The sequence below is a fragment of the Peptoclostridium litorale DSM 5388 genome (assembly GCF_900141635.1).
GTDB lineage: Bacteria > Bacillota > Clostridia > Peptostreptococcales > Peptostreptococcaceae > Peptoclostridium > Peptoclostridium litorale.
In genome coordinates, this window is record NZ_FSRH01000004.1 from 131445 (window position 1) to 157168 (window position 25724).

Genomic DNA, 25724 nt, shown 5'->3' on the forward strand with positions numbered 1-25724 from the left:
AGGTAGTCTGATGAGGGGAATAAGGGGAAAATTGAAGCTTGAAAAAATCACATCGCATATAAAATGCAATTCAACAAATATAAAAATGGTTGCACGGACTACAGTGAGCAGATTAAAAATAAAAGACAAAAAAGAAATATCAAATTTATTCAGCGGGTTAAAAAATATCAAAAGTACAGATACAAAGAAAGCAGTGAAGCAAGGTTTGTTGCTTGCGCTAAAGAATTTTAGAAGAATATTCAACTCTCCTGAAATATCACTTAGATTCCAGCTTCTGCTGGTAATGGTGATGCTCTCGGTAATTCCAGTAATGGTAATGGGAGGGTTTACATACTTTAAAGTGCAAGGACAGATAAATTCAGTCCAGGAGGAGATGCTCTATGCAAAGTCACGTGAAGTCAAAACAAGCCTTGACCTCATGATACAAAACTCCCAGACTGTAATGCAGGGAATTGAAGCACAGCCAGATTTGGCGCTACTCATGGAGGATGTAAACAGCGACCTTAAAATAGACGACAGGATAAGGCTCAATAAAATAAGTTTTTCACTCCAAAACGCAGTAAAGTCATCAAGGGGACTTTATGAAACAATACTTATAACGGATATAAAAGGCAATGTTATTTCAGGTGGAGCAAAGCACAATGAGCAGTACATGGGAAAGAATTTTTCCGATGAAAAATACTTTGAATCCATAGAAAACGGGGATGAGTTTGTAATCGGAAAGCCATTTATATCTGAAGCTACGGGCACGACAATAATTCCAGCTGCAAAGCCTATATCGACACTTGCTCAAAAACTCGGGGTAATGATTATAATGTACGATCTTGAAAAATTTACTCAGCCAATAGGAGATATATCGGTGGGAAGCACAGGATTCATATACATATTAGATGAGGACGGAAATACGCTTTATAACAAGGACATAAAAAATGGGAATGAGTATGCAAGCAGCAGACTCATAAAAAATTCCATTGAAAAGCTGGGCGATGAAAATTCAGATGCAGCAGGATTTGGTTTTCATACAATAGGCGGAATAAAAAACGCCGCAGCATTTGAAAAGCTTCAAAATGCACCATGGCTTGTGGTGGCCAACATAAAAAAATCCGAATTTGAAAGCGGAATGTATGCAGTAAGGAATTTCATATTTATACTTACAGCATTTATAGTGGTAATTTGCATGGCTTCGGCATTCAAATTTTCAAAAAATATAGAAACGCCTATAAAATCAATAGTACAGCTTATGAATAAAGTGGCAAAGGGAGATCTTAATGTAAATGCCGACTTTGCAGTCAATAAGGAGATAAAGGGCCTCAATGACGTATTCAACCTCATGGTTAAAGAGCTCAAAATGCTCATTGAAAACATAAGCACAGCTTCTGAAAGTATGAACAGGGCATCGGGATATATAGGTGAAATTTCAGGAAATGCCTGTGAGTTTACAGATGATATGGCATGCGTCGTGGAGCAGGTCTATATTGGAGCTTCGAATCAGACTACAGAGCTTGAAAATGCATCTGGTGAGCTCTTGGATCTGGACGGCCTTATAACACATACAAATGGTCATATTGAAAATATGATGAAGACTTCCGCTCAGACAGATCAGCTTATAGGTTCAGGGGTAAGGCATATGGACATCATGGAGGAAAAATCGAATACGGCCTATAGCTGCTCTATGGAAGTTGAATCTGAAATGAAGAGTCTTGTGGATCAGATAGACCGAATACAGGAAATCGTGGCTACAATAGCCATGATTTCCCAAAAGACAAATCTACTTGCGCTAAATGCCAGCATAGAGGCGGCAAGGGCAGGAGAAGCGGGGAGAGGGTTTTCTGTAGTAGCCGGGGAGATAAGAAAACTTGCTGAAATGGTAAAGTGTGAATCGGATACAATAAAGGAGATAACAGAAGGCATAAGGGTAAAGACTCACTCCATGGCAAGGATTTCAAGTGAAAATGGAATGGCCATAAAGCTACAACGGGAAGCGGTGAAAGATACAAAAATCGCATTTGACGACATATTAAAAAGTATAATGTGTATGATTGAAGACATAAACAGGGTAGAAGGAAACATATCGAGAATAAATGCTATGAAAGACGGAATAATAAATTCGGTTTCGCAAATTTCACAAATCGCCCAAAGCGCTGCGGCCATGAGCGAGAGCGCAAATGAAAAGTCAAAGATTCAGTTTAAGATAATGGAAGACATGAAAAAGGAGAGCGATGATTTGGACGGGCTTTCTCAAAACTTAAAGGAATCAATAAGGATATTTGTATACTAATTTGAAACGCGGACAATATGATCTTAACATGAACTTAACACGGTTAACACAATGTTAACCGCTAGATTCCAACGTTTAATGCTATAATTTAACTTGTAAACGAAGTGAATATAAAACAATTAACAAGACTGTGTCTATAAAATTAAAAAGCGCCTTTCGCTAGAGGGCGCTTTACAAATGGATTTTCAATAAGCTAAATCAGATATACAAACTACAATCAGATTTGAAATGTGGAGGTTTTCAATGATTAACAATGTAAAAATCAAGACTACAGACAAGTATATAAAGAAGATGTACACCCAGGAAAAAATCGTAAAGACAATTCTTCAAACATTTTCGGCTGCATCCATACTTGTAACTTTGGGCATAGTTGTGACGCTTTTTTCGGAGACCGTGAGCTTTTTTACAGAAGTTTCAATATTTGAATTCCTGTTCACTACAAAATGGACACCAACGCTGGCGCCGAAGCACTTCGGGGTTATCCCCCTTGTGATAGGAACGCTTATGATAGCTCTTATGTCGAGTGTGATATCAATACCTATAGGACTTGGAAGCGCAATATACCTTAGTGAATTTGCACCTGCCAATGTAAGAAAGGTAGTAAAGCCTGTGCTTGAAATACTTGCGGGAATACCTTCGATAGTATACGGATTCTTTGCACTTAACTTCATAACACCTTTTTTAAGAGTGGTTTTTAATGACGTAGAGGTGTTTAATGCAATGAGTGCAGCGATAGCGGTTGGAATAATGACAATGCCCATGGTGGCATCCCTAAGCGAGGATGCGATGAAGGCAGTGCCTGATGCAATAAGAGAAGGGGCATACGCCCTTGGATCGACTAAGTTTGAAGTTGCAGTCAAGGTGGTGCTGCCAGCTGCGCTTTCAAACATAGTTTCATCATTCGTTCTTGCTATATCACGTGCAGTAGGGGAGACCATGATAGTTGCGATAGCGGCGGGGGCGAACAGCAACCTGACACTAAATCCGCTAAAAAGTATACAGACCATGACTGGCTACATGGTAAACATAAGCCTTGGGGACATAGCTCATGGATCTGTTGAATACAAGACTGTGTTTGCGGTTGGATTTCTGCTTTTCATAATGACTCTTTTCATGAACATACTTGCAAGACACATAGTAGCAAAATACAGGGAGGAATACTAATATGAAGGGGATTGAAAGTGCGGTGGACAGCAGCATGATAAAGGGAGTCGGAAGCAAATCAAATATAATGAAAAGAAGGATGCAGAGTAAGTTGTTCGAAATGTTCTTCTTTGGTGCAATAATGTTTGGAATAATGATGCTTATGGTGCTCATGGCCAACATAATAAAAGAAGGAATAGGCTGGCTTGACATTGATTTTATTACGAGTTTCCCATCAAGATTTGCCAAAAAGGCCGGGATAAAGTCGGCTCTTGTGGGAAGCATATGGGTTATGTCGCTTACATTCCTATTCTCATTCCCTCTCGGGGTTGGAACGGCAATATACCTTGAGGAGTACTCAGACAAGAAAAAAAGGTTCAACAAGATACTTCAGGTGAACATAGCAAATCTTGCAGGAGTGCCTTCTATAGTTTATGGAATACTTGGACTTGCAGTTTTCGTAAGGTTCATGGGTTTTGAAAGAAGTATAATATCGGGAGCCCTTACACTTGGACTTCTCATACTGCCGGTTATAATAGTTTCTTCTCAAGAAGCCTTAAAATCAGTTCCAAACGAGCTTAGGCACGGGGCATATGCAATTGGAGTTTCGAAGTGGCAGACTATAACAGGTGTTGTGCTTCCGTATGCACTTCCAGGAATACTGACAGGGACAATACTTGCGATGTCGCGTGCAATGGGCGAGGCGGCGCCTCTTATAATAATAGGGGCGGCAGGATATATATCATTCCTTCCTGAAAGTATAACGGACTCGTTCACTGTACTGCCAATACAAATATTCAACTGGACTTCAAGACCTCAAGCTGAATTCCAAAACATTGCAGCGGCAGGAATACTAGTGCTCATGATCCTTCTGCTTTCGGCAAATGCCGTGGCGGTAATAATAAGGAACAAATATGAAAAATAAAATAAGCGCACAATAAAAATCCCGGAAATCCCGGGATTTTTTATTATGCGCTTATTTGGTTTTCTATGATGTATTGACTAAGTGCCTTCGAAAGCTGGTCCGGGCAAGACGTATTTTTTGAGCCGCATGTTATGCCTGAAAGCCTTTCTATTACATCTTCTATTTTCATGCCCTGGCAAAGGGATGATATGCCCTTTAGATTTCCATCGCAGCCCCCGCAGAAGCTTATGTCGGCCAATATTCCATTCTCGATTTTAAACTGAATTTCCCTTGCACAAGTGCCTGATGTCTTGAATGTAAACATTGAATATGTCCTCCTTGAATTTAAGTGTGAATATTATTGTATCAAAAGCTTTATTATGTCTCCATAGAGGCTGTGTGCGTTTTTCTTCCAATTGTCGCATATAAGCTGAGCCTGCTTGTTCGACGGAAGGTTCAGATTTATATCTATTAAGGAAGACTCATTTTCAAGTACGCTGAGTTCGACTATGAACTCATTTGCGCTCTTTTTTTTGAGATTTGACTTTATCTGAGTTTCCTTCAATATATTTTCTTTGTTATCGATTATATAACTGTCAATTTTTTTTCGAATATCAAGAGGTATTCTCGATATGAAATAGTTGAGCGTCTCTACGCCCTTCTTATTGATTTTATAGTATCCGCTTTTGAAGTCATCGCTGTCAATCAAATCACTTTCTATGAGCTCGTTCATAAACTGCTGGAATACAAAATAATTCAAAAGGTCGATTTCCATGACCATCTGAGTCAGCTGTGAATTGGAAACAGGAACATCCATGTGTTTAAATATATACAGGATTAAAAGCTTGTTTAAAGCTGAATCCTTAGACGAATTTTCAAACATTCTAATCATCCCCCAAAAAATCTCTACTTATATAATATTAAACCATTTAGAGAAAAAATGAAAGTACCCAGAGGTACCGATTATAAATTTAATAAATACGGATGATTTTGAATATTGACAAAATGCGGCATATGCTGAAAAAGTGGATGGGCAGAGAAAATTGGCGCATATCAAACTTTACTGGTATAATATAGGTATATAAGAATTTGTTGAACTTATAGAAATGTCTTATAAATAAACTACTCTTCACTTTCGAAAGTGCGGGCTTGAGGGCTGCTAACCTTACAACGAAACGCTTGCACGACATCTAAAGTCCATTTCGGCATATGAAAATTAAAATGCATTCGCATACCAAATGAAAAGTTCACAGCACTAGTGCGGATGAATACTTCAAATATTATGCGGCAGAACATTTCCTGTTATAATCCCACATATTCAGATTCAGTATTAATAAAGTAATTTACAATTGAAACTTGACGAAAACATAAGCGGTTTGTTAGACTACTTTCACATGGGAGAGATTTTAGAAATCAATACGGTGGTATTAGATTAAAGGAGGGCATGGATTTGCTTCTTTTTGGTTCGAAAAACATACTATCAAGAGATGTGATGTCTAAAGACTTCATATTGGTAGAACAAAATCTGAGTATTGAAAAATGCGTGGAGATAATGCTCGAAAAAAACGCAAATGATATCTTTGTGAAAGACTCTAAGGGAAAAGTCATTGGAGTATTTACACTTACAGATATCTCAATGATAAAAACTATAGGTGCATATGACAAGAGTCAGCCCATAAAAAAATATATGAATAAGTATGTCATTACGGCTGGGATTGAAAGCACTCTAGAGGAATGCAGAAACATCATGCTTGAAAACTCTATAGGAGTACTTCCAATTCTCGAAGACAAAAAAATAGCAGGGGTTATAAGGTCTCAGCAGATAAGGGACTTTTTTTATATGAAGATTGAGGAAGTCAGCATGAAGCTTAGGCACATAATTGACAGCATACATGAGGCGATATGTGTTGTAGATGCCGACGGCATAGTCAACATATGGAACAAAAATGCTGAACGGCTCTACAAAATGTCATCAGAAAACATTGTTGGAAAAAGCATACTTGATTTTTTTCCTGATGCAGCAATTGCAAAGGTGCTTAAAAATAGAAAAGAGATAGAAAATGAATACCATTCACCCAGAAAGGACACCCACATAGTTATAAGCGCACTTCCAATATATATTAATGGCGAGTTCATAGGAGTTGTATCCACAGATAGGGACATAACGGAAGTCAGGCAACTTTCACAAAAACTTGAAAGCGCTAATACAAAGCTGAGCTTTTTGGAGGACGAGGTAAAGCGGTTTTCAGGAAGTTTTGGAAATATAATAGGACGTAGCCCGAAACTCATAAAAAAAATAGAGATTGCCAGACATGTCGCGAAAAGTGATGCAAGTATAATAATAACCGGGGAAAGCGGTACAGGAAAGGAAGTTTTTGCAAGAGCAATACATGAGCACAGCGAAAAAAATGGGCTGTTTGTCCCGGTCAATTGTAGTGCGATACCGGGAGAGCTTTTTGAAAGTGAGCTCTTTGGATATGACCCAGGAGCGTTCACAGGTGCGAATAAAAAAGGGAAGATGGGAATATTCGAGCTTGCAAATGGGGGAACTGTATTTTTGGATGAAATAGGAGACATGCCAATGCACATGCAGGCTAAGCTTCTGAGGGTTCTTCAAGAAAAAGAGATAATGAGGGTTGGGGGAGAAAAAAAGATAAATATAGATGCCAGGATAATATCAGCAACCCATAAGAATCTTAAGCGTATGGTCGAGGAGGGGAAATTCAGAGAAGACCTTTTTTACAGGCTCAATGTAGTTGAAATAGATCTGCCATCGCTTAAGGATAGGAAAGAGGACATATTGCTATTAGTGGAACATTTTTTAAAAGAGCTTTGCAAAAAGAACAACAGAAATGTGCCAGAGATAGAAAAGAATGTGCTAATGCTTCTTCAAAACTACGAGTGGAAGGGGAACATAAGGGAACTTAAAAATACCGTAGAGCATCTCATAGTGCTAAACAGGGAAGATGTTGTGGACATGGACATAGTACCGAGGTATATAGTGGAAAACGTCAAAACAAATGAAAAAAAAGATGAATATCCGTTGGATTTGGCTGCGGCAGTGGAGACGGTTGAAAAAAATGCTATAGTGAGAGCGCTTGAAATGGCTATGGGAAACAAGGCAAAGGCGGCAAAAATTTTAAATATTCCAAGAAGCACTTTATACTATAAAATGGAGAATCATGGATTGTAATGTCGAAATACCGACACTGTCGATATTTCGACAGTGTCGGTATGTGAAAAAATATTCAAAAACAAAAAATGACCCAAGCGGTGAAATTAGCGAAAAAGCGATGAAGTTTGTTGAAAATTTAATAATAATCCATAGAAAAACATGTCGAAAATTTGACGGTTTGGTCGAAAAGTAAGCGGAGCTATAAATGAGATTAATGGATTGGCGATTATTCATTGAAAAAAATAAAACCAGCAATACCAATGCTTTGCTGGAAGTATAGATAAAATTTATAGCGTGTATAAAAAAGTTGGCACGCAGCTTGCTTTAATATATAGCGTAAAAAGCTATTAGTTATTAAAGCTTCAAAATATAATTGAATTATCTGCGAGGAGGTGAAATGATGAAAATAGTTCTACCTTTAAGACAACACGTTGGCGGTCCGTGCAAGCCTATAGTCCAAATGGGAAGTGAAGTGAAAAAAGGACAGCTTATAGCAGTTCCTGAAGGACTGGGCGCAAACATACATTCAAGCGTATATGGAAAAGTTGCGCTAGTGGATGAAAACAGTATCACAATAGAAGCTCATGAAGAGCAGCCGGACGAATTTGTGAAGCTAAGCGACAGCGATGATTATATAGAGCTCATAAAAGAAGCAGGGATAGTTGGAGCAGGAGGAGCGGGCTTTCCGGCTCACATAAAATTCAGTGCAGACCTAAGCAGCGGCGGAATGGTCATAGCCAATGCGGCGGAATGCGAGCCAATACTTAACCACAATACTTTGCTCATGGAAGAAAATCCAGAAATAGTAGTAAAGGGTCTAATGTATGCGATGGAAATCACAAAAGCCTCAGAAGGAATAATTGCCATAAAGAAAATTCACATGAAGGCAGCCATGGCTATGGCGAAAGCATGCAAAGACATAAAAAATATAAATGTAAAATTCCTTCCTAATATGTACCCCGCAGGAGACGAAAGAGTTATAGTAAGAGAGATGACGGGGGTTGAACTGAAACCTGGTCAGCTTCCACTTGAAGCAAATGCTGTAGTTGCAAATGTCGAAACCCTTAAGAATATATCAAGGGCAATAGATGACAGGAGGCCTGTTATAACAAAGGATATAACTGTAGGTGGAAGAGTGGAAAGTGCAAAAACAGGAGAGGTGTTCCTGGATGTTCCTATGGGAGCTCCAATTAGCCAATACATCGAAAAATGCGGAGGTTTTGTGAAGCCGTATGGAGAGATAGTGCTTGGAGGACCTTTCACAGGAAAGAAGGGGAGCGAAGATTCGCCTGTTACAAAGACTCTTGGAGGAATACTCGTTGCAATGCCGTTTCCAAGTCATGTAAAGAAAGTAGGCATAATAGCATGCGAGTGCGGAGCACAAGAGGAAAGGCTCAGAGAGATAGCAGAGAGCATGGGAGCCGTAGTAGTGGCCGAAAAGAAATGCAAAAGAATGACTGACGACGGAAGAGGAAGATACAGATGCGACCTTCCAGGAACCTGTCCGGGACAGGCAGAGACAGTACTGTATCTCAAAAAACATGGTGCAGAAACAGTAATAACAGGTACTTGTGAGGATTGAACTAACACAGTGATGCAAGTAGCTCCTAGGTTAGGAGTTCCGGTTTTCCACAGTACAGACCATGTCTTGAGAGCGTCTGGGCATAAATTATACAGAAGAAAAAAATAGCCAAGTAAAAAGACCATGTGGATATAGTATTATTCACATAGTCTTTTGAATAAAATTGTTAAAATTAGATCAAGGAGGAAATGATATGTCAATAACTGCAGAAACAGCTCAGGCTCATGCAAACGACCCTGCTGTAACTTGTTGTAGATTTGAGGCAGGTACTGTAATTGAACCTTCAAATCTTGAAGATCCTAACATACTGCCAGACCTTGAAGATTCAGGTCTTTTAGAAATACCTTCGAACGGCCTTAAAATAGGAGAGGTTCTTGGAGCGAAATTAAAGGTGACTGTAGATGCGCTTACTCCGCTTACAGCTGATGTACTTGACGGAGTTAAGGAAATCAAATCAGAAGAAGCTGCACCGGTAGCTGAAGAAGTGTCAGCAGAGCCAGTAGCTCCAGTGGCAACAGTAGCGCCAGTATCGTCTGTAGCTCCTGTTGCTGGAGGATCAAGCGTTAAGATACACATAGGCGAGGGAAGAAATATAGATCTTGAGATACCTCTTACAGTGGCAGCTAGCATGGGACTAGTTCCTCAAGCGGCTGTTATGCCGGCAGCACAAGCTGTAGTTCCAGCAGAAGCGGCTTCAGAGGTTGCTGAAGCTAAAGCGATTAGAAAGCTTGTTAAAAAGCATTTCAAGATAGATAAGGTAGAGCTTGCTGACGAGACTAAGATAGATGGAAATACTCTTTATGTAAGAAAAGACATTTGTCCTGATGCAATAGCTTCAGAAGAGCTTGTTACAGATATGAAAATTGAAATAATAACACCTGACAAGTACAATACTTACAGCGAAACAATAATGGACGTTCAGCCTATAGCAGCCAAGGAAGAGGGCGAACTTGGAGCGGGCGTTACAAGAGTTATAGACGGAGTCATAGTGATGGTAACAGGAACTGACGAAAACGGAGTTCAAATAGGTGAATTCGGTTCTTCGGAAGGCGACCTTGACAAGAACATAATGTGGGGAAGGCCAGGAGCTCCTGACATGGGAGACATATTCATAAAGACTCAGGTTACAGTTAAGGCTGGAATGAATATGGAAAGACCAGGACCTCTTGCAGCTCACAAGGCTACAGACATAATAACTCAGGAGATAAGAGAAGCTCTTAAGAATGCTGAAGAGTCACTAGTTGTTGACACTGAAGAACTAGTTCAATACAGAAGACCTGGAAAGAAAAAGGTAGTAATAGTTAAAGAAATAATGGGTCAGGGAGCAATGCACGACAACCTTATACTTCCAATAGAGCCTGTTGGAACAATAGGAGCTCAGCCAAACGTAGACCTTGGAAACGTTCCTGTAATGCTTTCGCCTCTTGAAGTGCTTGATGGAGGAATACACGCTCTTACATGCATAGGACCTGCATCGAAGGAAAACTCTAGACACTACTGGAGAGAGCCTCTAGTGATAGAAGCTATGAACGACGAAGAAGTAGACCTTGCAGGAGTAATATTCATAGGATCTCCACAAGTAAACTCTGAGAAGTTCTACGTGTCAAAGAGACTTGGCATGATTGTAGAGGGAATGGATGTAGACGGAGCCATAATAACTACAGAAGGCTTTGGAAACAACCACATAGACTTTGCATCTCACCACGAGCAGATAGGTATGAGAGGCGTTGCAGTAGTAGGATGTACTTTCTCTGCTGTTCAGGGAGCACTGGTTGTTGGAAACGAGTACATGAAGTACATGATAGACAACAACAAGTCCAAGCAGGGGATAGAAAACGAAATACTATCTAATAACACGCTTTGCAAGGAAGATGCACTAAGAGCACTTGCTATGCTTAAGGCTGTTATGGCTGGAGAAGAAGTCAAGGTTGCAGAGAGAAAATGGAACAACAATGTTAAGCTTAACAATGTTGAGATGATAGAAAAAGAAACAGGAAAGAAAATAGAGCTTCTTGAAAATGAGCAATCTCTAGAGATGAGCAAGAAGAGAAGAGATATATACGAAAAGCAAGAGGCTTAAGAATAGGCGGAGGATAATATGGACAGATTGAAATATACTTCCACAGAGAGAATGTATGAGGGAGTAATAGTAGAACTAACAGATGGCAGTGTCACAATTGACCTTAAGGGAAGACTGGGGCAATTCAAGATACCAAAGAGAATGTTAATAAGCGATTATGAACTCAAGCTTGGATTGGAAGTGGGATTTCTGCTCAGTTATCCTGAGGTTTTAGGGCCCGAGCCAAATGAAAAATACGAAAAGATAATAAACGAAAACCAAAGGCGCGAAGCCGAAAAACAAAAACAAACAGAAAGCGAGGAATAATAAATGGGTCTTACTGTAATAAAAGGACTCCAATCGGAGATATTTGTACCAATAACACCTCCACCGGTATGGACTCCTGTAACTAAAGAGCTTAAAGATATGAAAATTGCTTTAGCTACAGCTGCTGGTGTACATTTGAAATCGGATAAAAGGTTTAACCTGGCAGGAGATTTCACTTTCAGAATTATACCTGGAGATGCTCCAACTAGCGACATGATGGTATCACACGGTGGATACGACAATGCCGACGTAAACAAAGACATAAACTGCATGTTCCCGATAGACAGACTTAGGGAGCTTGCACAGGAAGGCTTTATAAAAGAAGTTGCTCCAGCACATTTTGGATTCATGGGTGGCGGAGGAGACCAGCAGAAATTCACTGACGAGACTGGTCCTGAAATAGCAAGACAGTTAAAAGAAGAAGAAGTGGACGCAGTTGTTCTGACAGCTGGCTGAGGTACTTGCCACCGCTCTGCCGTGATTGTGCAGAGAGCGATCGAGGAAGCTGGAATACCTACTATAATAATAGCGGCACTTCCTCCAGTAGTTAGACAAAACGGTTCACCTAGAGCAGTTGCGCCTCTTGTTCCAATGGGTGCAAACGCTGGAGAGCCAAACAACAAAGAAATGCAGACTAACCTACTAAGAGATACTCTTGTAAAACTTGTAGAGATTCAAACTCCTGGTAGAATACTTTCGCTACCATATGAATACGTAGCAGAAATATAATTATAGACTTAAAACTTCCTCCTGCCTTGCAGGGGGAAGTTTTAAAACAATAAAAACCTTAGGGTGATGTTCATGAGCAATGAAAAAATTTTAAGAAGGCTTGTCATAAAAGCATTCCACATGAAAAATGTGGAGCTTGGGGAAAGAAACAGCATATGCAATGGCATGCTTGAGATTGACAGAGAAATATCAAACAAGCTGGCTATGGAAGATGATTTGATAGAAAACGTTTCCATAGAGATAATAAAGCCTGGAGACCATGACAGATATGTAAACACAATAATGGATATAATCCCCATATCCACAAAGGTACTTGGCTGCCTGGGGGAGGGAATAACGCATACTCTTACAGGTGTGTATATAATGCTTACAGGAGCTGACAGCAGTGGAAAGCAAATGAATGAATTCGGATCTTCAGAAGGGATACTTAAAGACCAAATAGTGCTTGGGAGAGCTGGAACCCCATCAGAAGAAGATTATATAATTCATTTTGATGTGACGCTAAAGCGGGATATGCCGTTTGACAGACGTCTTGTACTTGCAGCCTTCAAGGCTTGTGATAAGTTCAATCAGCATTTCAGGGAACTTTTAAAGGAAATGGACGGAAGAGAAGCTGATGAATTACATGAATATTTTGACAAGATAAGACCTGGGGCTAAGAAAATTGTAGTGATAAAACAAATAGCCGGTCAAGGAGCAATGTATGACAATCAACTCTTCCCAAGCGAACCAAGCGGACTTTCGGGAGGAGTGTCTATAATTGACATAGGGAATGTGCCCATGATATTTTCGCCAAACGAATATAGAGACGGCGCACTGAGAGCACTTACTTAAGGCGGTGATAATATATGGGAATAGGACCATCTACAAAAGAGACTTCGCTGCATCACTTCAGAGATCCTCTGATTGATGTAGTAAGCGATGACAGGGACATAGACCTTTTGGGGGTAATGGTTGTAGGAACTCCTCAAGACAACAATGAAAAATACTTTGTAGGCAAAAGGGCTGCAACCTGGGTGGAGAGCATGAGGGCTGATGGAGTCATAATATCGGTTGACGGATGGGGAAATTCACATGTCGATTTTGCGAATACGATAGAGGAAATCGGAAAGAGGGATATTCCTGTTGTAGGACTGAGCTTCATTGGGACACAGGCAAAATTTGTGGTTACAAACAAGTACATGGACACCATTGTGGACATAAACAAGTCAGAAGAAGGCATAGAAACTCAGGTGGTAGGCGAAAACAACGCTGTTCATCTGGACGCGAAAAAAGCTTTGGCGTTTTTAAAACTCAAAATGAAAAAGAGGGGAGAGTAATTAAATGAAATTCCAAAAAAGTATTCAAGCTGTAGATTCACATACCATGGGAGAGCCTACTCGTATAATTACCGGTGGAATTCCAAACATACAGGGAAAGACTATGGCGGAAAAGAAGGCTTACCTGGAAAACAATATGGATCACATAAGGACGGGTATAATGCTTGAGCCAAGAGGGCATAACGACATGTTCGGCTCTATAATAACGGCGCCTGCAAACGAAGAAGCGGATATTGGAATAATATTCATGGATGGCGGCGGATACCTCAACATGTGCGGACATGGAACAATAGGAGCAGTAACGGTTGCTCTTGAAACTGGAATGGTTGAAATGAAAGAGCCTTATACAGAGGTGGTTCTTGACTCGCCAGCAGGACTAATAAGGGCAGCGGCAAAAGTGGAAAACCAGAAGGTAAAAGAAGTATCATTCAAGAACGTGCCTGCTTTCCACTATAAAAAAGACGTTGAAATAGAAGTTCCTGAAATAGGAAAAATAAAGTTTGACATATCATTCGGAGGAAGCTTTTTTGCAATAATAAGCGCCAAAGAGATTGGTATAAAGGTTGAACCTAAAAACACTCAAAAACTTACAAAAGTGGCTCTGCAGATAAGGGATATAATAAATGAAACTGTCGAAATAAAGCACCCCCTATTAGATCATATAAAAACTGTAGATCTTGTTGAAATATATGATGACCCAACCCACCCAGATGCAAACTATAAGAATGTGGTTATATTTGGACAGGGACAGGTGGATAGATCTCCGTGTGGAACAGGTACCTGTGCAAAGCTTGCAACGCTTCATTCAAAAGGAGAGATAAAGGAAGGCGAGCTCTTTGTGTATGAAAGTATACTAGGAACGCTTTTCAAAGGGAAAATATTGGATACAACAAAGGTGGATGAATTTGATGCGATAGTGCCAGAAATAACAGCATCAGCATATATCACAGGATTCAACCATTTTGTATTTGATGATGAAGACCCAGTGAAATATGGATTCATTTTAAAATAGTCTGCTGCATAAGCAGGCATGACTTTATTTGTTAATTTTGTGATAATAAAACTGTCTGTCGATTATATATTCCTTATAAAATAAAAATGTGTATAGGAGGAAAATCTCATGATAAAAATAGTTCTAGGTGTTTTGGGTCTTCTTACGATTTGGTTTGCAGCTGTATTTATAAAGGATTTCATGAATAATAAAAATAATCTGGAGAAGGATAATACCTGGGGAAAGGTTACATCTATAGGTTTTGTTACGAATTTTTTCGACACTCTTGGAATAGGCTCATTTGCCCCGACCACTGCCCTTCTTAAAGGATTCAAGCAGACACATGACAGGGTTATCCCGGGAACGCTCAATGTTTCTTGTACCATACCTGTTGTGCTTGAGGCATTCATATTCATGACAGTAATAGAGGTTGAAACTGTAACTCTTATTTCTATGCTTGCCGCAGCCACTATAGGCGCGTATGTGGGAGCAGGAATAGTATCGAGGCTTCCTGAAAAAGTGGTTCAGCTTACAATGGGCGTGGCACTTTTTGTGACTGCATTCCTTATGCTTTCGGGACAGATGGGCTGGATGCCAGGAGGAGGAGAAGCAATAGGCCTTTCAGGAGCAAAGCTTATATTTGCAGTAGCAGGTAACTTCATACTTGGAGCTCTTATGACAGCGGGTATAGGCCTTTACGCTCCATGTATGGCTCTTATTTACTTCCTTGGAATGTCTCCTAAGGTTGCGTTTCCTATAATGATGGGTTCTTGTGCATTCCTTATGCCTGTGGCTTCAATAAAATTTGTCAAGGAAGAAGCGTATGACAGAAGAGCATCTATGGGTATAACAATAGGCGGTGTTATAGGTGTTTTGATAGCTGCCTATATAGTAAAGACACTTCCTCTTGAAATACTGAGATGGCTAGTAATAGGCGTTATCCTGTACACATCGGTTACAATGCTTAAAGCTGCTAAAAAAACAGCAGCGCTTGCTCAAAAAATTGCAGAACAGTAAATCCACATACAAAATTTCCCGGATTTTATCAGTAACCCCTTTGCTTTTGACGAAGGGGTTTTTGATTTTTTGACATATAAATCAGATTGCTTAAACAAAAAGATAAACAAGCTCCTGAAGAAAAGTAGATAAACTCAATATATATTTGCCACCGATTAATTTAAGGTATATTTAAATAATGGTTCAGATTCATAATAGGTTTCTATGGGTATAATGAATGGCATTGGAAAAATTTATATTTGAATTATTATGCAGAACACAAAAAATAAAGAGGGGTGTATTGATTTGTTTATTTTGGGTTCGAAAAATGTTCTTTCAAGAGAAGTCATGTCTACAGATTTTATTGTCATAGACCAGAACCGGAGCATTAATGAATGCATTGAGAGAATGCTTCGAAAAAATTCAAAGGATATTTTCGTAAAAAATGAAAAGGGGCAAATCGTTGGAATATTAACTCTCACTGACGTATCAAACATAAAGGATGAAGGTAAGTATCATAAAGAGCAGCCGGTTAAGACATATATGAACAAGTGCGTTATTTCTTCTGACCCTGAAAACACTTTGAAGGAATGCAGGAACATAATGCTTGAAAACTCGATAGGGGTCTTGCCAATTGTAGAAAATGAGGACATAGTCGGAGTTGTAAGGTCGCAGCACATAAGGGATTTCTTCTATATGAAAATAGAAGAGGCGGGATTAAAGCTAAAAAACATAATAGACAGCATACATGAGGCAATATGTGTTGTGGATGCGGATGGAATAGTTAACATTTGGAACAAAAATGCGGAAAAGCTCTACAAGGTGCCGGTTGAAAATATTCTGGGAAAAAATGTACAGGATTTCTTCCCGGATGCGGCAATAGGACAGGTGCTGAAAAACAAAAAAGAGATCCACAATAAATACCATTCACCTAGAAAGGATACGCATATAGTCATAAGCGCCCTTCCGATATATTTGGGAGGGGAGTTTGTGGGGGTGGTTTCTACAGACCGAAATGTTACCGAGGTCATGCAGCTTTCTCAAAAACTTGAAAACGCCAAGACTAAATTGAGTTTTTTGGAAGACGAGGTAAAGCGGTTTTCAGGAAGCTTTGGAAATATAATAGGCAACAGCCCCAAACTCATGAAAAGAATAGAGATTGCAAGGAGAGTCTCTAAAAGCGATGCGAGCATAATAATAACAGGAGAAAGCGGCACTGGAAAAGAAGTGTTTGCAAGGGCAATACATGAGCACAGTGAAAAAAAAGGACTTTTTGTACCGGTAAACTGCAGTGCAATACCGGGAGAGTTATTTGAAAGTGAGCTTTTTGGATATGACCCTGGGGCATTCACAGGCGCCAATAGAAAGGGCAAAATGGGGATATTTGAGCTTGCAAACGGGGGAACAATATTTTTGGATGAAATAGGAGACATGCCCATGTATATGCAGGCTAAGCTTCTGAGGGTCCTTCAGGAAAAAGAGATAATGAGGGTTGGGGGAGAGAAAAGGATAAAAATAGACGCCAGAATAGTATCGGCAACCCATAAGGACCTCAAAAAAATGGTTGAGAATGGGGAGTTCAGGGAAGACCTCTTCTATAGGCTGAATGTGGTAGAGATTGATTTGCCGCCGCTGAGAGATCGAAGAGGTGACATATTGATGCTGGTTGAACATTTCCTGAATGAGATTTGCAAAAAGAGCGGAAGAAATTTGCCTACGATAGAAAAAGATGTGATAAGGCTCATTCAAAATTATGAGTGGAAGGGAAATATAAGGGAACTCAAAAATACAGTGGAGCATCTTATAGTGTTAAACAGCGAGGATAACATAGACATGGCCATAGTGCCGGAATATATAATTGAAAATGCAACAGTCAAGGAAATAAAGGATCAGTATCCCCTGGATTTGGGAGTTGCCATGGAAAAACTCGAGAAAAATTCAATAAAAAGGGCCCTTGAAATGACCGATGGCAACAAAGCCAAGGCTGCAAAGCTCTTAAATATTCCAAGAAGCACCCTATATTACAAAATGGAAGTCTATAAAATGTAATGTCAGCGTACCGGCGATGCCGGTACGCTGACATTTTTTATTTTATGGAAAAATATGCAATGAAAAAAGGGAGTTTATGCAAGTGAACAGGCGGGAGTGAGGGAAGAGTTGAGAAAAAAATATCAATAATAAACAAAAACAAGAATGTACAAAAACTGACATAAGGATAAAAATATGGATTGAAACCATAGAACATATTAATTGTCTAAAACGGACTTATTGAAAAAATAAATCCAGGTATATCAATAGTTTATGGGGGAAATAGAAAAAAATTATACTGGATTCAGAAAAGTTGGCACAGGGATTGCTCTAATAGTATTGCGTAAAGAGATATTAGATACTTGAGATTTATCATAAATATAAAAAGTTTAGGAGGAGGTGAGATGATGAAGATATTTCTACCCTTAAGACAGCATGTTGGGAGTCCGTGCAGACCTTTGGTAGAAGAAGGAAGCAAAGTTAAAAAAGGACAGCTTATCGCAGCCGTCGAAGGATTGGGAGCCAACATACACTCAAGCGTGCATGGAAAGGTTGCAAGCGTTGGCGAAAATGTCATTGAAATAGATGCATTCGAGGACCAGCCTGATGAATTTGTAAAATTAAGCGATAGCGATGACCACATGGAGCTTATAAAAGAAGCTGGAGTAGTAGGAGCTGGCGGAGCAGGATTTCCAACTCACATAAAGCTGCAAGCGGATCTTCAAGACGGAGGGATGCTAATAGCAAATGGGGCAGAATGCGAGCCCATACTAAGCCACAATACACTGCTAATGGAAGAAAATCCAGAAATAGTAGTACGGGGTCTAAAATATGCCATGGAGATAACAAAAGCTTCGCAAGGAATAATTGCCATCAAAAAAATCAATATGGATGCTGCAATGTCTATGGCAAAAGCATGCAAGGACATAAAAAACATAAATGTAAAATTCCTGCCTAACATGTATCCGGCAGGGGATGAAAGAGTAATAGTAAGGGAGATGACAGGAGTAGAGCTAAAGCCTGGACAGCTTCCTATAGAAGCGAAAGCAGTGGTTATAAATGTGGAAACCCTCAAAAACATAGCAAGGGCAATAGACGACAGGATGCCTGTTATGACAAAGGATATAACAGTTGCAGGAAGAGTTGGGTATGCAAAGACGGGCCATGTTTTTCTTGATGTTCCGATGGGAATGCCGGCAGGCTTATATATCGAAAAATGCGGAGGATATGTAAAACCGCATGGGGAGATAGTGCTTGGAGGTCCTTTCACAGGAAAGAAGGGAAGCGAAGACTCGCCTGTGACAAAGACTCTTGGAGGAATACTAGTTGCTATGCCGTTCCCTCAGCACAACAAAAAAGTGGGAATAATAGCATGTGAATGCGGAGCCCAGGAAGAAAGGCTAAAAGAAATAGCAATGAGCATGGGAGCCGAGGTAGTGGCTGAAAAAAAATGCAAGAGAATGACTGATGACGGAAGGGGAAGGTATAGATGCGATCTTCCTGGAACCTGTCCGGGACAGGCTGAAACTGTTTTATACCTCAAAAAGCATGGTGCACAGGCCATAATAACAGGAACTTGCGAAGACTGAACTAACACAGTGATGAAGGTAGCTCCTAGGTTAGGAGTTCAAGTTTTCCACAGTACTGACCATGTCCTTAGAGCGTCAGGCCACAATCTGTACAGAAGAAAAAAATAGATAGTCATACGATTGTGTGAATAAAGTATATTCACACGGCCTTTTGAAAAAATTGCCAAAAATAGAACGAGGAGGAAATGATATGTCAATAACTGCAGAAACAGCTAAGGCTCATGAAAACGATCCAGCTGTAACTTGTTGTAGATTTGAAGCGGGTACTGTGATTGAGCCTTCAAATCTTGAAGATCCAAATATACTGCCAGACCTTGAAGATTCAGGGCTTTTGGAAATGCCTTCAAATGGCCTCAAGATAGGCGAAGTCCTAGGAGCTAAATTGAAGGAGACAGTAGATGCACTCACCCCTCTTACGGCTGACATGCTTGAAGGGGTAAGGGAAATAAGGGAAGAGGTTGCCGAAGTAGCAGCGGCGGACAGCCATAAAGTGGTGGATATGGCTTTTGAAGCACAACCGTTTCCAATGTCCACAGGAGCAAGTGTCAAGATACGCATAGGAGAGGGAAAAAACATAGATCTTGAAATACCAATTGGCGTGGCGTCTAATATGGGATTTATAAGTAGAGAAAATGCACAGTTGGACAGTGTTCAGGCAGACTCATTCGCAGAGGCCGCTGCAGCTGCAGAAATTCCAGAAGCAAGGGAAATGAGAAGACTTGTTAAGAAGCATTTCAAGATAGACAAGGTGGAGCTTTCAGACGAGACCAGAATATACGGAACAACCTTGTACATTAGAAAAGACATATGCGCTGAGGCTGTAGCATCTGAAGAGCTTGTTACAGATTTGAAAATCGATATAATAACTCCTGAAAAGTACGACACTTACAGTGAGACTATAATGGACATCCAGCCTATAGCAGTCAAGGAAGAAGGCGAGCTTGGATCAGGAGTTACAAGAGTTTTGGACGGCGTAATAATGATGGTTACGGGAACCGATGAAAACGGAGTACAAATAGGAGAGTTTGGCTCTTCGGAAGGCGACCTCGACAAGAATATAATGTGGGGAAGACCTGGGGCGCCAGACTACGGGGACATATTTATAAAGACACAGGTTACAGTAAAGGCCGGAACAAATATGGAAAGACCGGGACCTCTTGCAGCGCATAAGGCTACAGACATAATAACTCAGGAGATAAGAGACGTGCTCAAAGAAGCTAAGGATGTTGCTGTTGCAGATACAGAGGAGCTTGTCCAGTATAGAAGGCCTGGAAAGAAAAAGGTAGTGGTTGTTAAGGAAATAATGGGACAGGGAGCAATGCACGACAACCTCATACTCCCTGTGGAGCCTGTTGGAACAATAGGAGCAAAGCCGAATGTAGACCTTGGAAACGTCCCTGTGATGCTTTCACCTCTTGAAGTTCTCGATGGCGGAATACACGCGCTTACATGCATAGGGCCTGCATCAAAGGAAAATTCAAGGCACTACTGGAGAGAGCCGCTTGTAATGAAAGCCATGAAAGATGAAGAAATAGACCTTGCGGGAGTAATATTCATAGGATCTCCGCAGGTTAACTCAGAAAAGTTCTACGTTTCAAAGAGACTCGGAATGATGGTGGAAGGAATGGATGTGGATGGAGCCATAATAACTACTGAAGGATTTGGAAACAACCACATAGACTTTGCATCACACCATGAGCAGATAGGAATGAGAGATGTCGCTGTAGTCGGATGCAGCTTCTCCGCAGTCCAGGGTGCGCTGGTTGTAGGAAACGAGTACATGAAATACATGGTAGACAACAACAAGTCGAAGCAGGGAATAGAAAACGAGATACTCTCAAACAACACTCTATGCGAGGAAGATGCAGTAAGAGCACTTGCCATGCTCAAGGCTGTTATGGCGGGAGAAGAAGTGAAGCCTGCAGAGAGAAAATGGAACGCAAATGTCAAGCTCAATAATATTGAAATGATAGAAAAAGAGACAGGAAAGAAAGTGGATATTCTTGAAAATGAGCAGGTTCTTGAAAAAAGCAAAAAGAGAAGAGAGATTTACGAAAAAGAAGAAGTTCGTTAAAAAATGAATGGAGGATAATATGGACAGATTAAAATATACTTCCACAGAGAGATTATACGAAGGAGTAGTAGTTGGAATAACGGATGGAAGCGTTACAATTGACCTGAAAGGAAGACTAGGGCAGTTTAAGATACCAATGAGAATGCTTATAAGTGATTATGAACTCAAACTCGGGTTGGAGGTAGGTTTTCTGCTCAGCTATCCTGAGGTCTTAGGACCGGAGCCGAATGAAAAATATGAAAAAATAATAAATGAAAACCACAGGCGTGAACTTGAAAAAGACGCATAAAACAAAAACATATAGAAAGCGAGGAAAAATAAATGAGCCTTACTGTAGTAAAGGGACTTCAATCTGAGATATTCGTACCTATAACACCTCCACCAGTATGGACTCCTGTAACTAAAGAACTCAAGGAAATGAGGGTTGCTTTGGCTACAGCTGCCGGTGTGCATTTGAAAGAAGACAAGAGGTTTAACCTGGCTGGAGATTTCAGCTTCAGGATGATACCTGGAGATGTTCCAACTAGCGAAATGATGGTGTCTCACGGTGGATATGACAATGCGGACGTGAACAGGGACATCAACTGCATGTTTCCTATAGACCGGGTTAGAGAGCTTGCAGATGAAGGATTTATAAAAGAGATTGCACCTGTACACTTTGGATTCATGGGCGGCGGGGGAGACCAGCAGAAATTCACGGATGAAACTGGTCCGGAAATAGCAAGGCAGCTAAAGGAAGAGGGAGTTGACGCAGTTCTTCTGACAGCTGGCTGAGGCACCTGCCACCGCTCTGCCGTGATTGTGCAGAGAGCGATAGAGGAAGCTGGAATACCTACCATAATAATAGCGGCACTTCCTCCAGTAGTTAGACAAAACGGTTCACCAAGAGCAGTTGCACCACTCGTGCCTATGGGAGCAAATGCAGGAGAACCAAACAATAGGGAAATGCAGTACAGCATAGTGAAAGATACTCTTTCGAAACTTATGGAAATACAGACGCCAGGAAGAATAATGCCTCTTCCATACGAGTATTCGGCAAATATATAGGAATGCTTTAGGTTTGCAGCTTCCTCCACAGTAATCGAGGAGGCTGCAAACAATAAAAATCCCAGGGGGATTGCTATGAATGATGAAAAAATTTTAAGGAGACTTGTAATAAAGGCATTTCACATAAATGGAGTTGAATTTGCAGACAGGAACTTGCTTTGTAAAGGCATAATGCATATTGATAAACAAATATCAAATAATATGGCTGCGGAATCCGATCTTATAGAAAACGTGTCCATAGAAATAATAAAGCCGGGAGACCACGACAGATATGTAAATACAATAATGGACATAATCCCCATATCCTCAAAAGTTCTCGGAAGGCTCGGAGAAGGAATAACCCATACACTTACAGGAGTGTATGTGATGCTGACGGGAGCTGACAGCAAAGGGAATCAAATGCATGAATTCGGTTCATCCGAAGGGAATCTAAGCAGGCAGATAGTGCTTGGAAAAGCAGGGACACCTTCTAAGGAGGACTATATAGTTCATATTGATGTCACATTGAAATCAGACATACCATTTGACAGAAAGCTTACACTTGCAGCTTTTGGAGCATGTGATAAATTCATACAACAGTTTAGAGATATTTTAAAGGATGAGGACGGCAGGAGAGCGGATGAATCGCATGAGTATTTCGACAGGATAAGATATGGAGCAAAAAAGGTAGTGGTAATAAAGCAAATAGCGGGTCAGGGCGCAATGTACGACAATCATATTTTTCCAAATGAACCGAGCGGGCTTTCTGGAGGGATTTCCATAATAGATATTGGAAATGTGCCTATGATAATTTCTCCGAATGAATACAGGGATGGAGCCTTAAGGGCGCTTACTTAGGACGGTGATCAAATGGGGATAGGACCATCTACAAAAGAGACTTCGCTGCATCATTTCAGAGATCCGCTGATTGAAGTGGTGTCATGTGACAAGGATATAGATGTTATGGGGATTTTGATAGTAGGAACCCCTCAAGACAACAATGAAAAATATTTTGTAGGACAAAGGGCTGCGGCCTGGGTAGAGAGTATGAGGGCTGATGGAGTAATAATATCCGTTGACGGATGGGGAAACTCTCATGTGGATTTTGCAAATACAATAGAGGAGATAGGAAAGAGGGACATTCCTGTCGTAGGAATGAGCTTTATTGGAACGCAGGCCCAATTTGTAGTGGAAAACAAGTATATGGACACAGTTGTAGACATAAATAAGTCTGATGCAGGGATTGAGACGCAGGTTGTAGGAGAAAACAATATGGCCTATTTGGATGCCAAAAAGGCTTTGGCGCTATTGAAGCTAAAGATGAAAAAGGAGGAACGGGGCATATGAAATTTCAAAGAAGCATTCAAGCGGTAGATTCACATACTATGGGAGAGCCTACACGTATAGTTACAGGCGGAGTTCCAAACATACCTGGAAAGACAATGGCAGAAAAAAAGGCTTATCTTGAAGATGAAATGGATCACATAAGGACTGGAATAATGCTGGAGCCAAGGGGACATAATGACATGTTCGGATCCATAGTCACTGCACCGACAAGCGAAGAGGCCGACATTGGAATAATATTCATGGACGGCGGCGGATACCTCAATATGTGTGGACATGGAACCATAGGAGCTGTAACAGTTGCTCTTGAGACCGGAATGGTAGAGATGGAAGAACCGTATTCAAACGTGGTTTTGGAAGCTCCGGCAGGGCTTATAAGAGCAACGGCAAAGGTTGAAAACAGGAAGGTTACAGAGGTCTCATTCAAGAACGTACCGGCTTTTCACTATAAAAAGGATGTCGAAATAGAAGTCCCCGGCATAGGAAATGTAAAGCTGGACATATCGTTTGGAGGAAGCTTTTTTGCAATAGTGAGTGCAAATGAAATAGGCATAGATGTAAAGCCTGAAAATGTACAAGAGCTTACAAGGATTGCACTTTTAATAAGGGACATAGTTAACGAAACTGTTGAGATAAAGCACCCTACACTTGAACACATAAAAACTGTGGACCTTGTTGAAATATATGACAAGCCTACAAACCCTCAGGCAAACTATAAAAATGTAGTAATATTCGGCCAGGGGCAGGTGGACAGATCTCCATGCGGAACCGGAACAAGCGCTAAACTTGCAACTCTTTACTCTAAAGGCAAGATAAAAGAAGGAGAACCTTTTGTATACGAGAGCATACTGGGAACTCTATTCAGGGGTGAAATAATTGATACCACCAAGGTAGGAGAATTTGACGCAGTAGTTCCAAAGATAACTGGATCCGCATATATTACTGGATTCAACCACTTTGTGTTTGATGAAAAAGACCCGGTGAAATACGGATTTATTTTAAAATAGCCTGCTTTTACAGCAGGCGCGGTTTTATTTGTTAATTTTATGATAATTAAAAAACTGAACAGATGTAAGCTTGTATGAAATATAAACCTGTATGGGAGGGAAACCTTATGATAAAGATAGTTCTAGGTGTTTTGGGCTTTTTGACGATTTGGTTTGCAGCTGTATTCGTAAAGGATTTCATGAACAATAAAGAAAATCTTGAGGAAAATTCTTGGGGAAAGGTCACTACAATAGGTTTTGTGGCAAACTTTTTCGATACTCTCGGAATAGGATCATTTGCACCGCTGACAGCGATGCTCAAGGGATTCAAGCAGGTTCACGACAGAGTTCTTCCAGGAACACTCAACGTTTCTTGTACAGTGCCTGTTGTGCTTGAGGCGTTCATATTCATGACCGTAATAGAGGTTGAAACTGTAACACTTCTTTCAATGCTGGCTGCGGCTACAATAGGAGCGTATGTGGGAGCAGGTATAGTGGCAAAGCTTCCTGAAAAAAAGGTGCAGCTCACAATGGGAGTGGCACTGTTTGCAACGGCATTTCTAATGCTTGCAGGACAAATGCAGTGGATGCCGGGCGGAGGCGACGCCATAGGTCTTACCGGTTCAAGACTTATGATCGCGGTTATAGGAAACTTTGTACTTGGAGCTCTGATGACTGCGGGAATAGGTCTTTACGCTCCATGTATGGCTCTTGTATACTTCCTTGGAATGTCTCCTAAGGTTGCATTCCCTATAATGATGGGTTCTTGCGCATTCCTTATGCCTGTGGCTTCAATGAAATTCGTCAAAGAGGAGGCGTATGACAAAAGGGCTTCCATGGGTATAACAATAGGCGGAGTAATAGGGGTTTTGATAGCTGCCTATATAGTTAAGACGCTCCCTCTTGAAATATTGAGATGGCTGGTAATATGTGTCATACTGTACACTTCGATTACAATGCTTAGAGCCGCTAAAAAATCAAAAGACCTTATTGAAAAGATTGCTGGATAGTAAATTTTCATATAAAATTTCATATACTTTCTCAAGTGCCCCTTTGACAGAAGCAAAGGGGTGTTTGATTTTTTGAAATTCGAACCTCAAAACAGCAATAATATGTATTTTAAATAGTGCGTAAAAACTACTCATATAAAAATAATGTAAAATTTTTTTTGTCT

23 protein-coding genes are annotated in these 25724 nt (G+C 40.5%); 21 read left to right on the top strand and 2 right to left on the bottom strand.

What is annotated here, in order from left to right:
* The first annotated feature begins 10 nt into the window (after positions 1-10).
* From BUQ87_RS05115 to pstA, 3 genes are all read left to right on the top strand, one after another.
* Positions 11-2278, top strand: coding sequence for a methyl-accepting chemotaxis protein (locus BUQ87_RS05115; protein WP_038263337.1), 2268 nt, complete (start codon positions 11-13; stop codon positions 2276-2278).
* 243 nt (positions 2279-2521) lie between these two features.
* Positions 2522-3442, top strand: a complete 921-nt coding sequence (gene pstC, locus BUQ87_RS05120) for a phosphate ABC transporter permease subunit PstC (RefSeq protein WP_038263340.1) — start codon at positions 2522-2524, stop codon at positions 3440-3442.
* Between the two features lies 1 nt (position 3443).
* A complete protein-coding gene (pstA, locus tag BUQ87_RS05125; protein WP_077216488.1) occupies positions 3444-4346 on the top strand; it encodes a phosphate ABC transporter permease PstA in 903 nt (300 codons plus the stop codon).
* Between the two features lie 43 nt (positions 4347-4389).
* Here pstA and BUQ87_RS05130 read toward each other — a convergent pair whose 3' ends face one another.
* Together BUQ87_RS05130 and BUQ87_RS05135 are read right to left on the bottom strand one after the other, a co-directional pair.
* Entirely contained in the window at positions 4390-4650 is a 261-nt protein-coding gene (locus BUQ87_RS05130) for a TIGR03905 family TSCPD domain-containing protein (RefSeq protein ID WP_038263342.1), read from the bottom strand.
* Between the two features lie 33 nt (positions 4651-4683).
* A complete protein-coding gene (locus tag BUQ87_RS05135) occupies positions 4684-5208 on the bottom strand; it encodes a DUF4364 family protein (RefSeq protein WP_038263345.1) in 525 nt (174 codons plus the stop codon).
* A gap of 567 nt (positions 5209-5775) precedes the next feature.
* On the opposite strand from BUQ87_RS05135, the gene prdR (BUQ87_RS05140) reads away from it, so the two are divergent.
* From prdR (BUQ87_RS05140) to BUQ87_RS05240, 18 genes are all read left to right on the top strand, one after another.
* On the top strand, positions 5776-7518 hold the full coding sequence (prdR, locus tag BUQ87_RS05140) for a sigma-54 dependent transcriptional regulator PrdR (protein WP_242943779.1): 1743 nt from the start codon (positions 5776-5778) through the stop codon (positions 7516-7518).
* 382 nt (positions 7519-7900) lie between these two features.
* On the top strand, positions 7901-9190 hold the full coding sequence (prdC, locus tag BUQ87_RS05150) for a proline reductase-associated electron transfer protein PrdC (protein WP_278309036.1): 1290 nt from the start codon (positions 7901-7903) through the stop codon (positions 9188-9190).
* A gap of 85 nt (positions 9191-9275) precedes the next feature.
* Positions 9276-11162 carry a D-proline reductase (dithiol) proprotein PrdA gene (gene prdA, locus BUQ87_RS05155; protein WP_038263354.1) on the top strand — a complete coding sequence of 629 codons (1887 nt, stop codon included), beginning with the start codon at positions 9276-9278 and terminating at the stop codon, positions 11160-11162.
* An 18-nt stretch (positions 11163-11180) separates the two neighbouring features.
* Complete coding sequence (locus BUQ87_RS05160; protein WP_038263357.1) at positions 11181-11468, top strand: CBO2463/CBO2479 domain-containing protein; 288 nt, start codon at positions 11181-11183, stop codon at positions 11466-11468.
* 3 nt (positions 11469-11471) lie between these two features.
* Positions 11472-12197, top strand: a complete 726-nt coding sequence (prdB, locus tag BUQ87_RS14945; protein ID WP_077216489.1) for a D-proline reductase (dithiol) protein PrdB — start codon at positions 11472-11474, stop codon at positions 12195-12197.
* A gap of 72 nt (positions 12198-12269) precedes the next feature.
* Positions 12270-13031: a proline reductase cluster protein PrdD gene (prdD, locus tag BUQ87_RS05175; protein WP_038264436.1), complete on the top strand. Its 762-nt coding sequence runs from the start codon at positions 12270-12272 to the stop codon at positions 13029-13031.
* Positions 13032-13045: 14 nt separating this feature from the next.
* The gene (locus BUQ87_RS05180; protein ID WP_038263364.1) at positions 13046-13516 is read left to right on the top strand and encodes a glycine/sarcosine/betaine reductase component B subunit; all 471 of its coding nucleotides are present in this window, start codon (positions 13046-13048) and stop codon (positions 13514-13516) included.
* Between the two features lie 4 nt (positions 13517-13520).
* Entirely contained in the window at positions 13521-14528 is a 1008-nt protein-coding gene (locus tag BUQ87_RS05185; RefSeq protein ID WP_038263366.1) for a proline racemase, read from the top strand.
* Positions 14529-14636: 108 nt separating this feature from the next.
* The gene (locus BUQ87_RS05190) at positions 14637-15524 is read left to right on the top strand and encodes a sulfite exporter TauE/SafE family protein (RefSeq protein ID WP_038263369.1); all 888 of its coding nucleotides are present in this window, start codon (positions 14637-14639) and stop codon (positions 15522-15524) included.
* 285 nt (positions 15525-15809) lie between these two features.
* Entirely contained in the window at positions 15810-17552 is a 1743-nt protein-coding gene (gene prdR / locus BUQ87_RS05195; protein WP_038263371.1) for a sigma-54 dependent transcriptional regulator PrdR, read from the top strand.
* Positions 17553-17938: 386 nt separating this feature from the next.
* The gene (prdC, locus tag BUQ87_RS05200; RefSeq protein WP_278309037.1) at positions 17939-19228 is read left to right on the top strand and encodes a proline reductase-associated electron transfer protein PrdC; all 1290 of its coding nucleotides are present in this window, start codon (positions 17939-17941) and stop codon (positions 19226-19228) included.
* A gap of 82 nt (positions 19229-19310) precedes the next feature.
* Positions 19311-21194, top strand: a complete 1884-nt coding sequence (prdA, locus tag BUQ87_RS05205) for a D-proline reductase (dithiol) proprotein PrdA (protein WP_038263378.1) — start codon at positions 19311-19313, stop codon at positions 21192-21194.
* 19 nt (positions 21195-21213) lie between these two features.
* Positions 21214-21483 (top strand): CBO2463/CBO2479 domain-containing protein, encoded by a 270-nt coding sequence (locus BUQ87_RS05210; RefSeq protein WP_038263381.1) that lies wholly within the window; start codon positions 21214-21216, stop codon positions 21481-21483.
* Positions 21484-21515: 32 nt separating this feature from the next.
* Positions 21516-22241, top strand: coding sequence for a D-proline reductase (dithiol) protein PrdB (gene prdB, locus BUQ87_RS14950; RefSeq protein ID WP_077216492.1), 726 nt, complete (start codon positions 21516-21518; stop codon positions 22239-22241).
* Between the two features lie 75 nt (positions 22242-22316).
* Positions 22317-23078: a proline reductase cluster protein PrdD gene (prdD, locus tag BUQ87_RS05225; protein ID WP_038263389.1), complete on the top strand. Its 762-nt coding sequence runs from the start codon at positions 22317-22319 to the stop codon at positions 23076-23078.
* A 12-nt stretch (positions 23079-23090) separates the two neighbouring features.
* Entirely contained in the window at positions 23091-23567 is a 477-nt protein-coding gene (locus BUQ87_RS05230; protein ID WP_038263390.1) for a glycine/sarcosine/betaine reductase component B subunit, read from the top strand.
* Positions 23564-24571 (top strand): proline racemase, encoded by a 1008-nt coding sequence (locus tag BUQ87_RS05235; RefSeq protein ID WP_038263393.1) that lies wholly within the window; start codon positions 23564-23566, stop codon positions 24569-24571. The genes BUQ87_RS05230 and BUQ87_RS05235 overlap by 4 nt, the downstream gene beginning before the upstream one ends.
* Before the next feature lie 107 nt (positions 24572-24678).
* A complete protein-coding gene (locus BUQ87_RS05240; protein WP_038263395.1) occupies positions 24679-25560 on the top strand; it encodes a sulfite exporter TauE/SafE family protein in 882 nt (293 codons plus the stop codon).
* Positions 25561-25724 lie beyond the last annotated feature (164 nt).

Excerpts from the sequence above, each read along its gene's own strand:
- BUQ87_RS05115 (WP_038263337.1), top strand. The coding sequence starts at position 11 with ATGAGGGGAATAAGGGGAAAATTGAAGCTTGAAAAAATCACATCGCAT.
- pstC (WP_038263340.1), top strand. The coding sequence starts at position 2,522 with ATGATTAACAATGTAAAAATCAAGACTACAGACAAGTATATAAAGAAG.
- pstA (WP_077216488.1), top strand. The coding sequence starts at position 3,444 with ATGAAGGGGATTGAAAGTGCGGTGGACAGCAGCATGATAAAGGGAGTC.
- BUQ87_RS05130 (WP_038263342.1), bottom strand. The coding sequence starts at position 4,650 with ATGTTTACATTCAAGACATCAGGCACTTGTGCAAGGGAAATTCAGTTT.
- BUQ87_RS05135 (WP_038263345.1), bottom strand. The coding sequence starts at position 5,208 with ATGTTTGAAAATTCGTCTAAGGATTCAGCTTTAAACAAGCTTTTAATC.
- prdA (WP_038263354.1), top strand. The coding sequence starts at position 9,276 with ATGTCAATAACTGCAGAAACAGCTCAGGCTCATGCAAACGACCCTGCT.
- BUQ87_RS05160 (WP_038263357.1), top strand. The coding sequence starts at position 11,181 with ATGGACAGATTGAAATATACTTCCACAGAGAGAATGTATGAGGGAGTA.
- prdD (WP_038264436.1), top strand. The coding sequence starts at position 12,270 with ATGAGCAATGAAAAAATTTTAAGAAGGCTTGTCATAAAAGCATTCCAC.
- BUQ87_RS05180 (WP_038263364.1), top strand. The coding sequence starts at position 13,046 with ATGGGAATAGGACCATCTACAAAAGAGACTTCGCTGCATCACTTCAGA.
- BUQ87_RS05185 (WP_038263366.1), top strand. The coding sequence starts at position 13,521 with ATGAAATTCCAAAAAAGTATTCAAGCTGTAGATTCACATACCATGGGA.
- BUQ87_RS05190 (WP_038263369.1), top strand. The coding sequence starts at position 14,637 with ATGATAAAAATAGTTCTAGGTGTTTTGGGTCTTCTTACGATTTGGTTT.
- prdA (WP_038263378.1), top strand. The coding sequence starts at position 19,311 with ATGTCAATAACTGCAGAAACAGCTAAGGCTCATGAAAACGATCCAGCT.
- BUQ87_RS05210 (WP_038263381.1), top strand. The coding sequence starts at position 21,214 with ATGGACAGATTAAAATATACTTCCACAGAGAGATTATACGAAGGAGTA.
- prdD (WP_038263389.1), top strand. The coding sequence starts at position 22,317 with ATGAATGATGAAAAAATTTTAAGGAGACTTGTAATAAAGGCATTTCAC.
- BUQ87_RS05230 (WP_038263390.1), top strand. The coding sequence starts at position 23,091 with ATGGGGATAGGACCATCTACAAAAGAGACTTCGCTGCATCATTTCAGA.
- BUQ87_RS05235 (WP_038263393.1), top strand. The coding sequence starts at position 23,564 with ATGAAATTTCAAAGAAGCATTCAAGCGGTAGATTCACATACTATGGGA.
- BUQ87_RS05240 (WP_038263395.1), top strand. The coding sequence starts at position 24,679 with ATGATAAAGATAGTTCTAGGTGTTTTGGGCTTTTTGACGATTTGGTTT.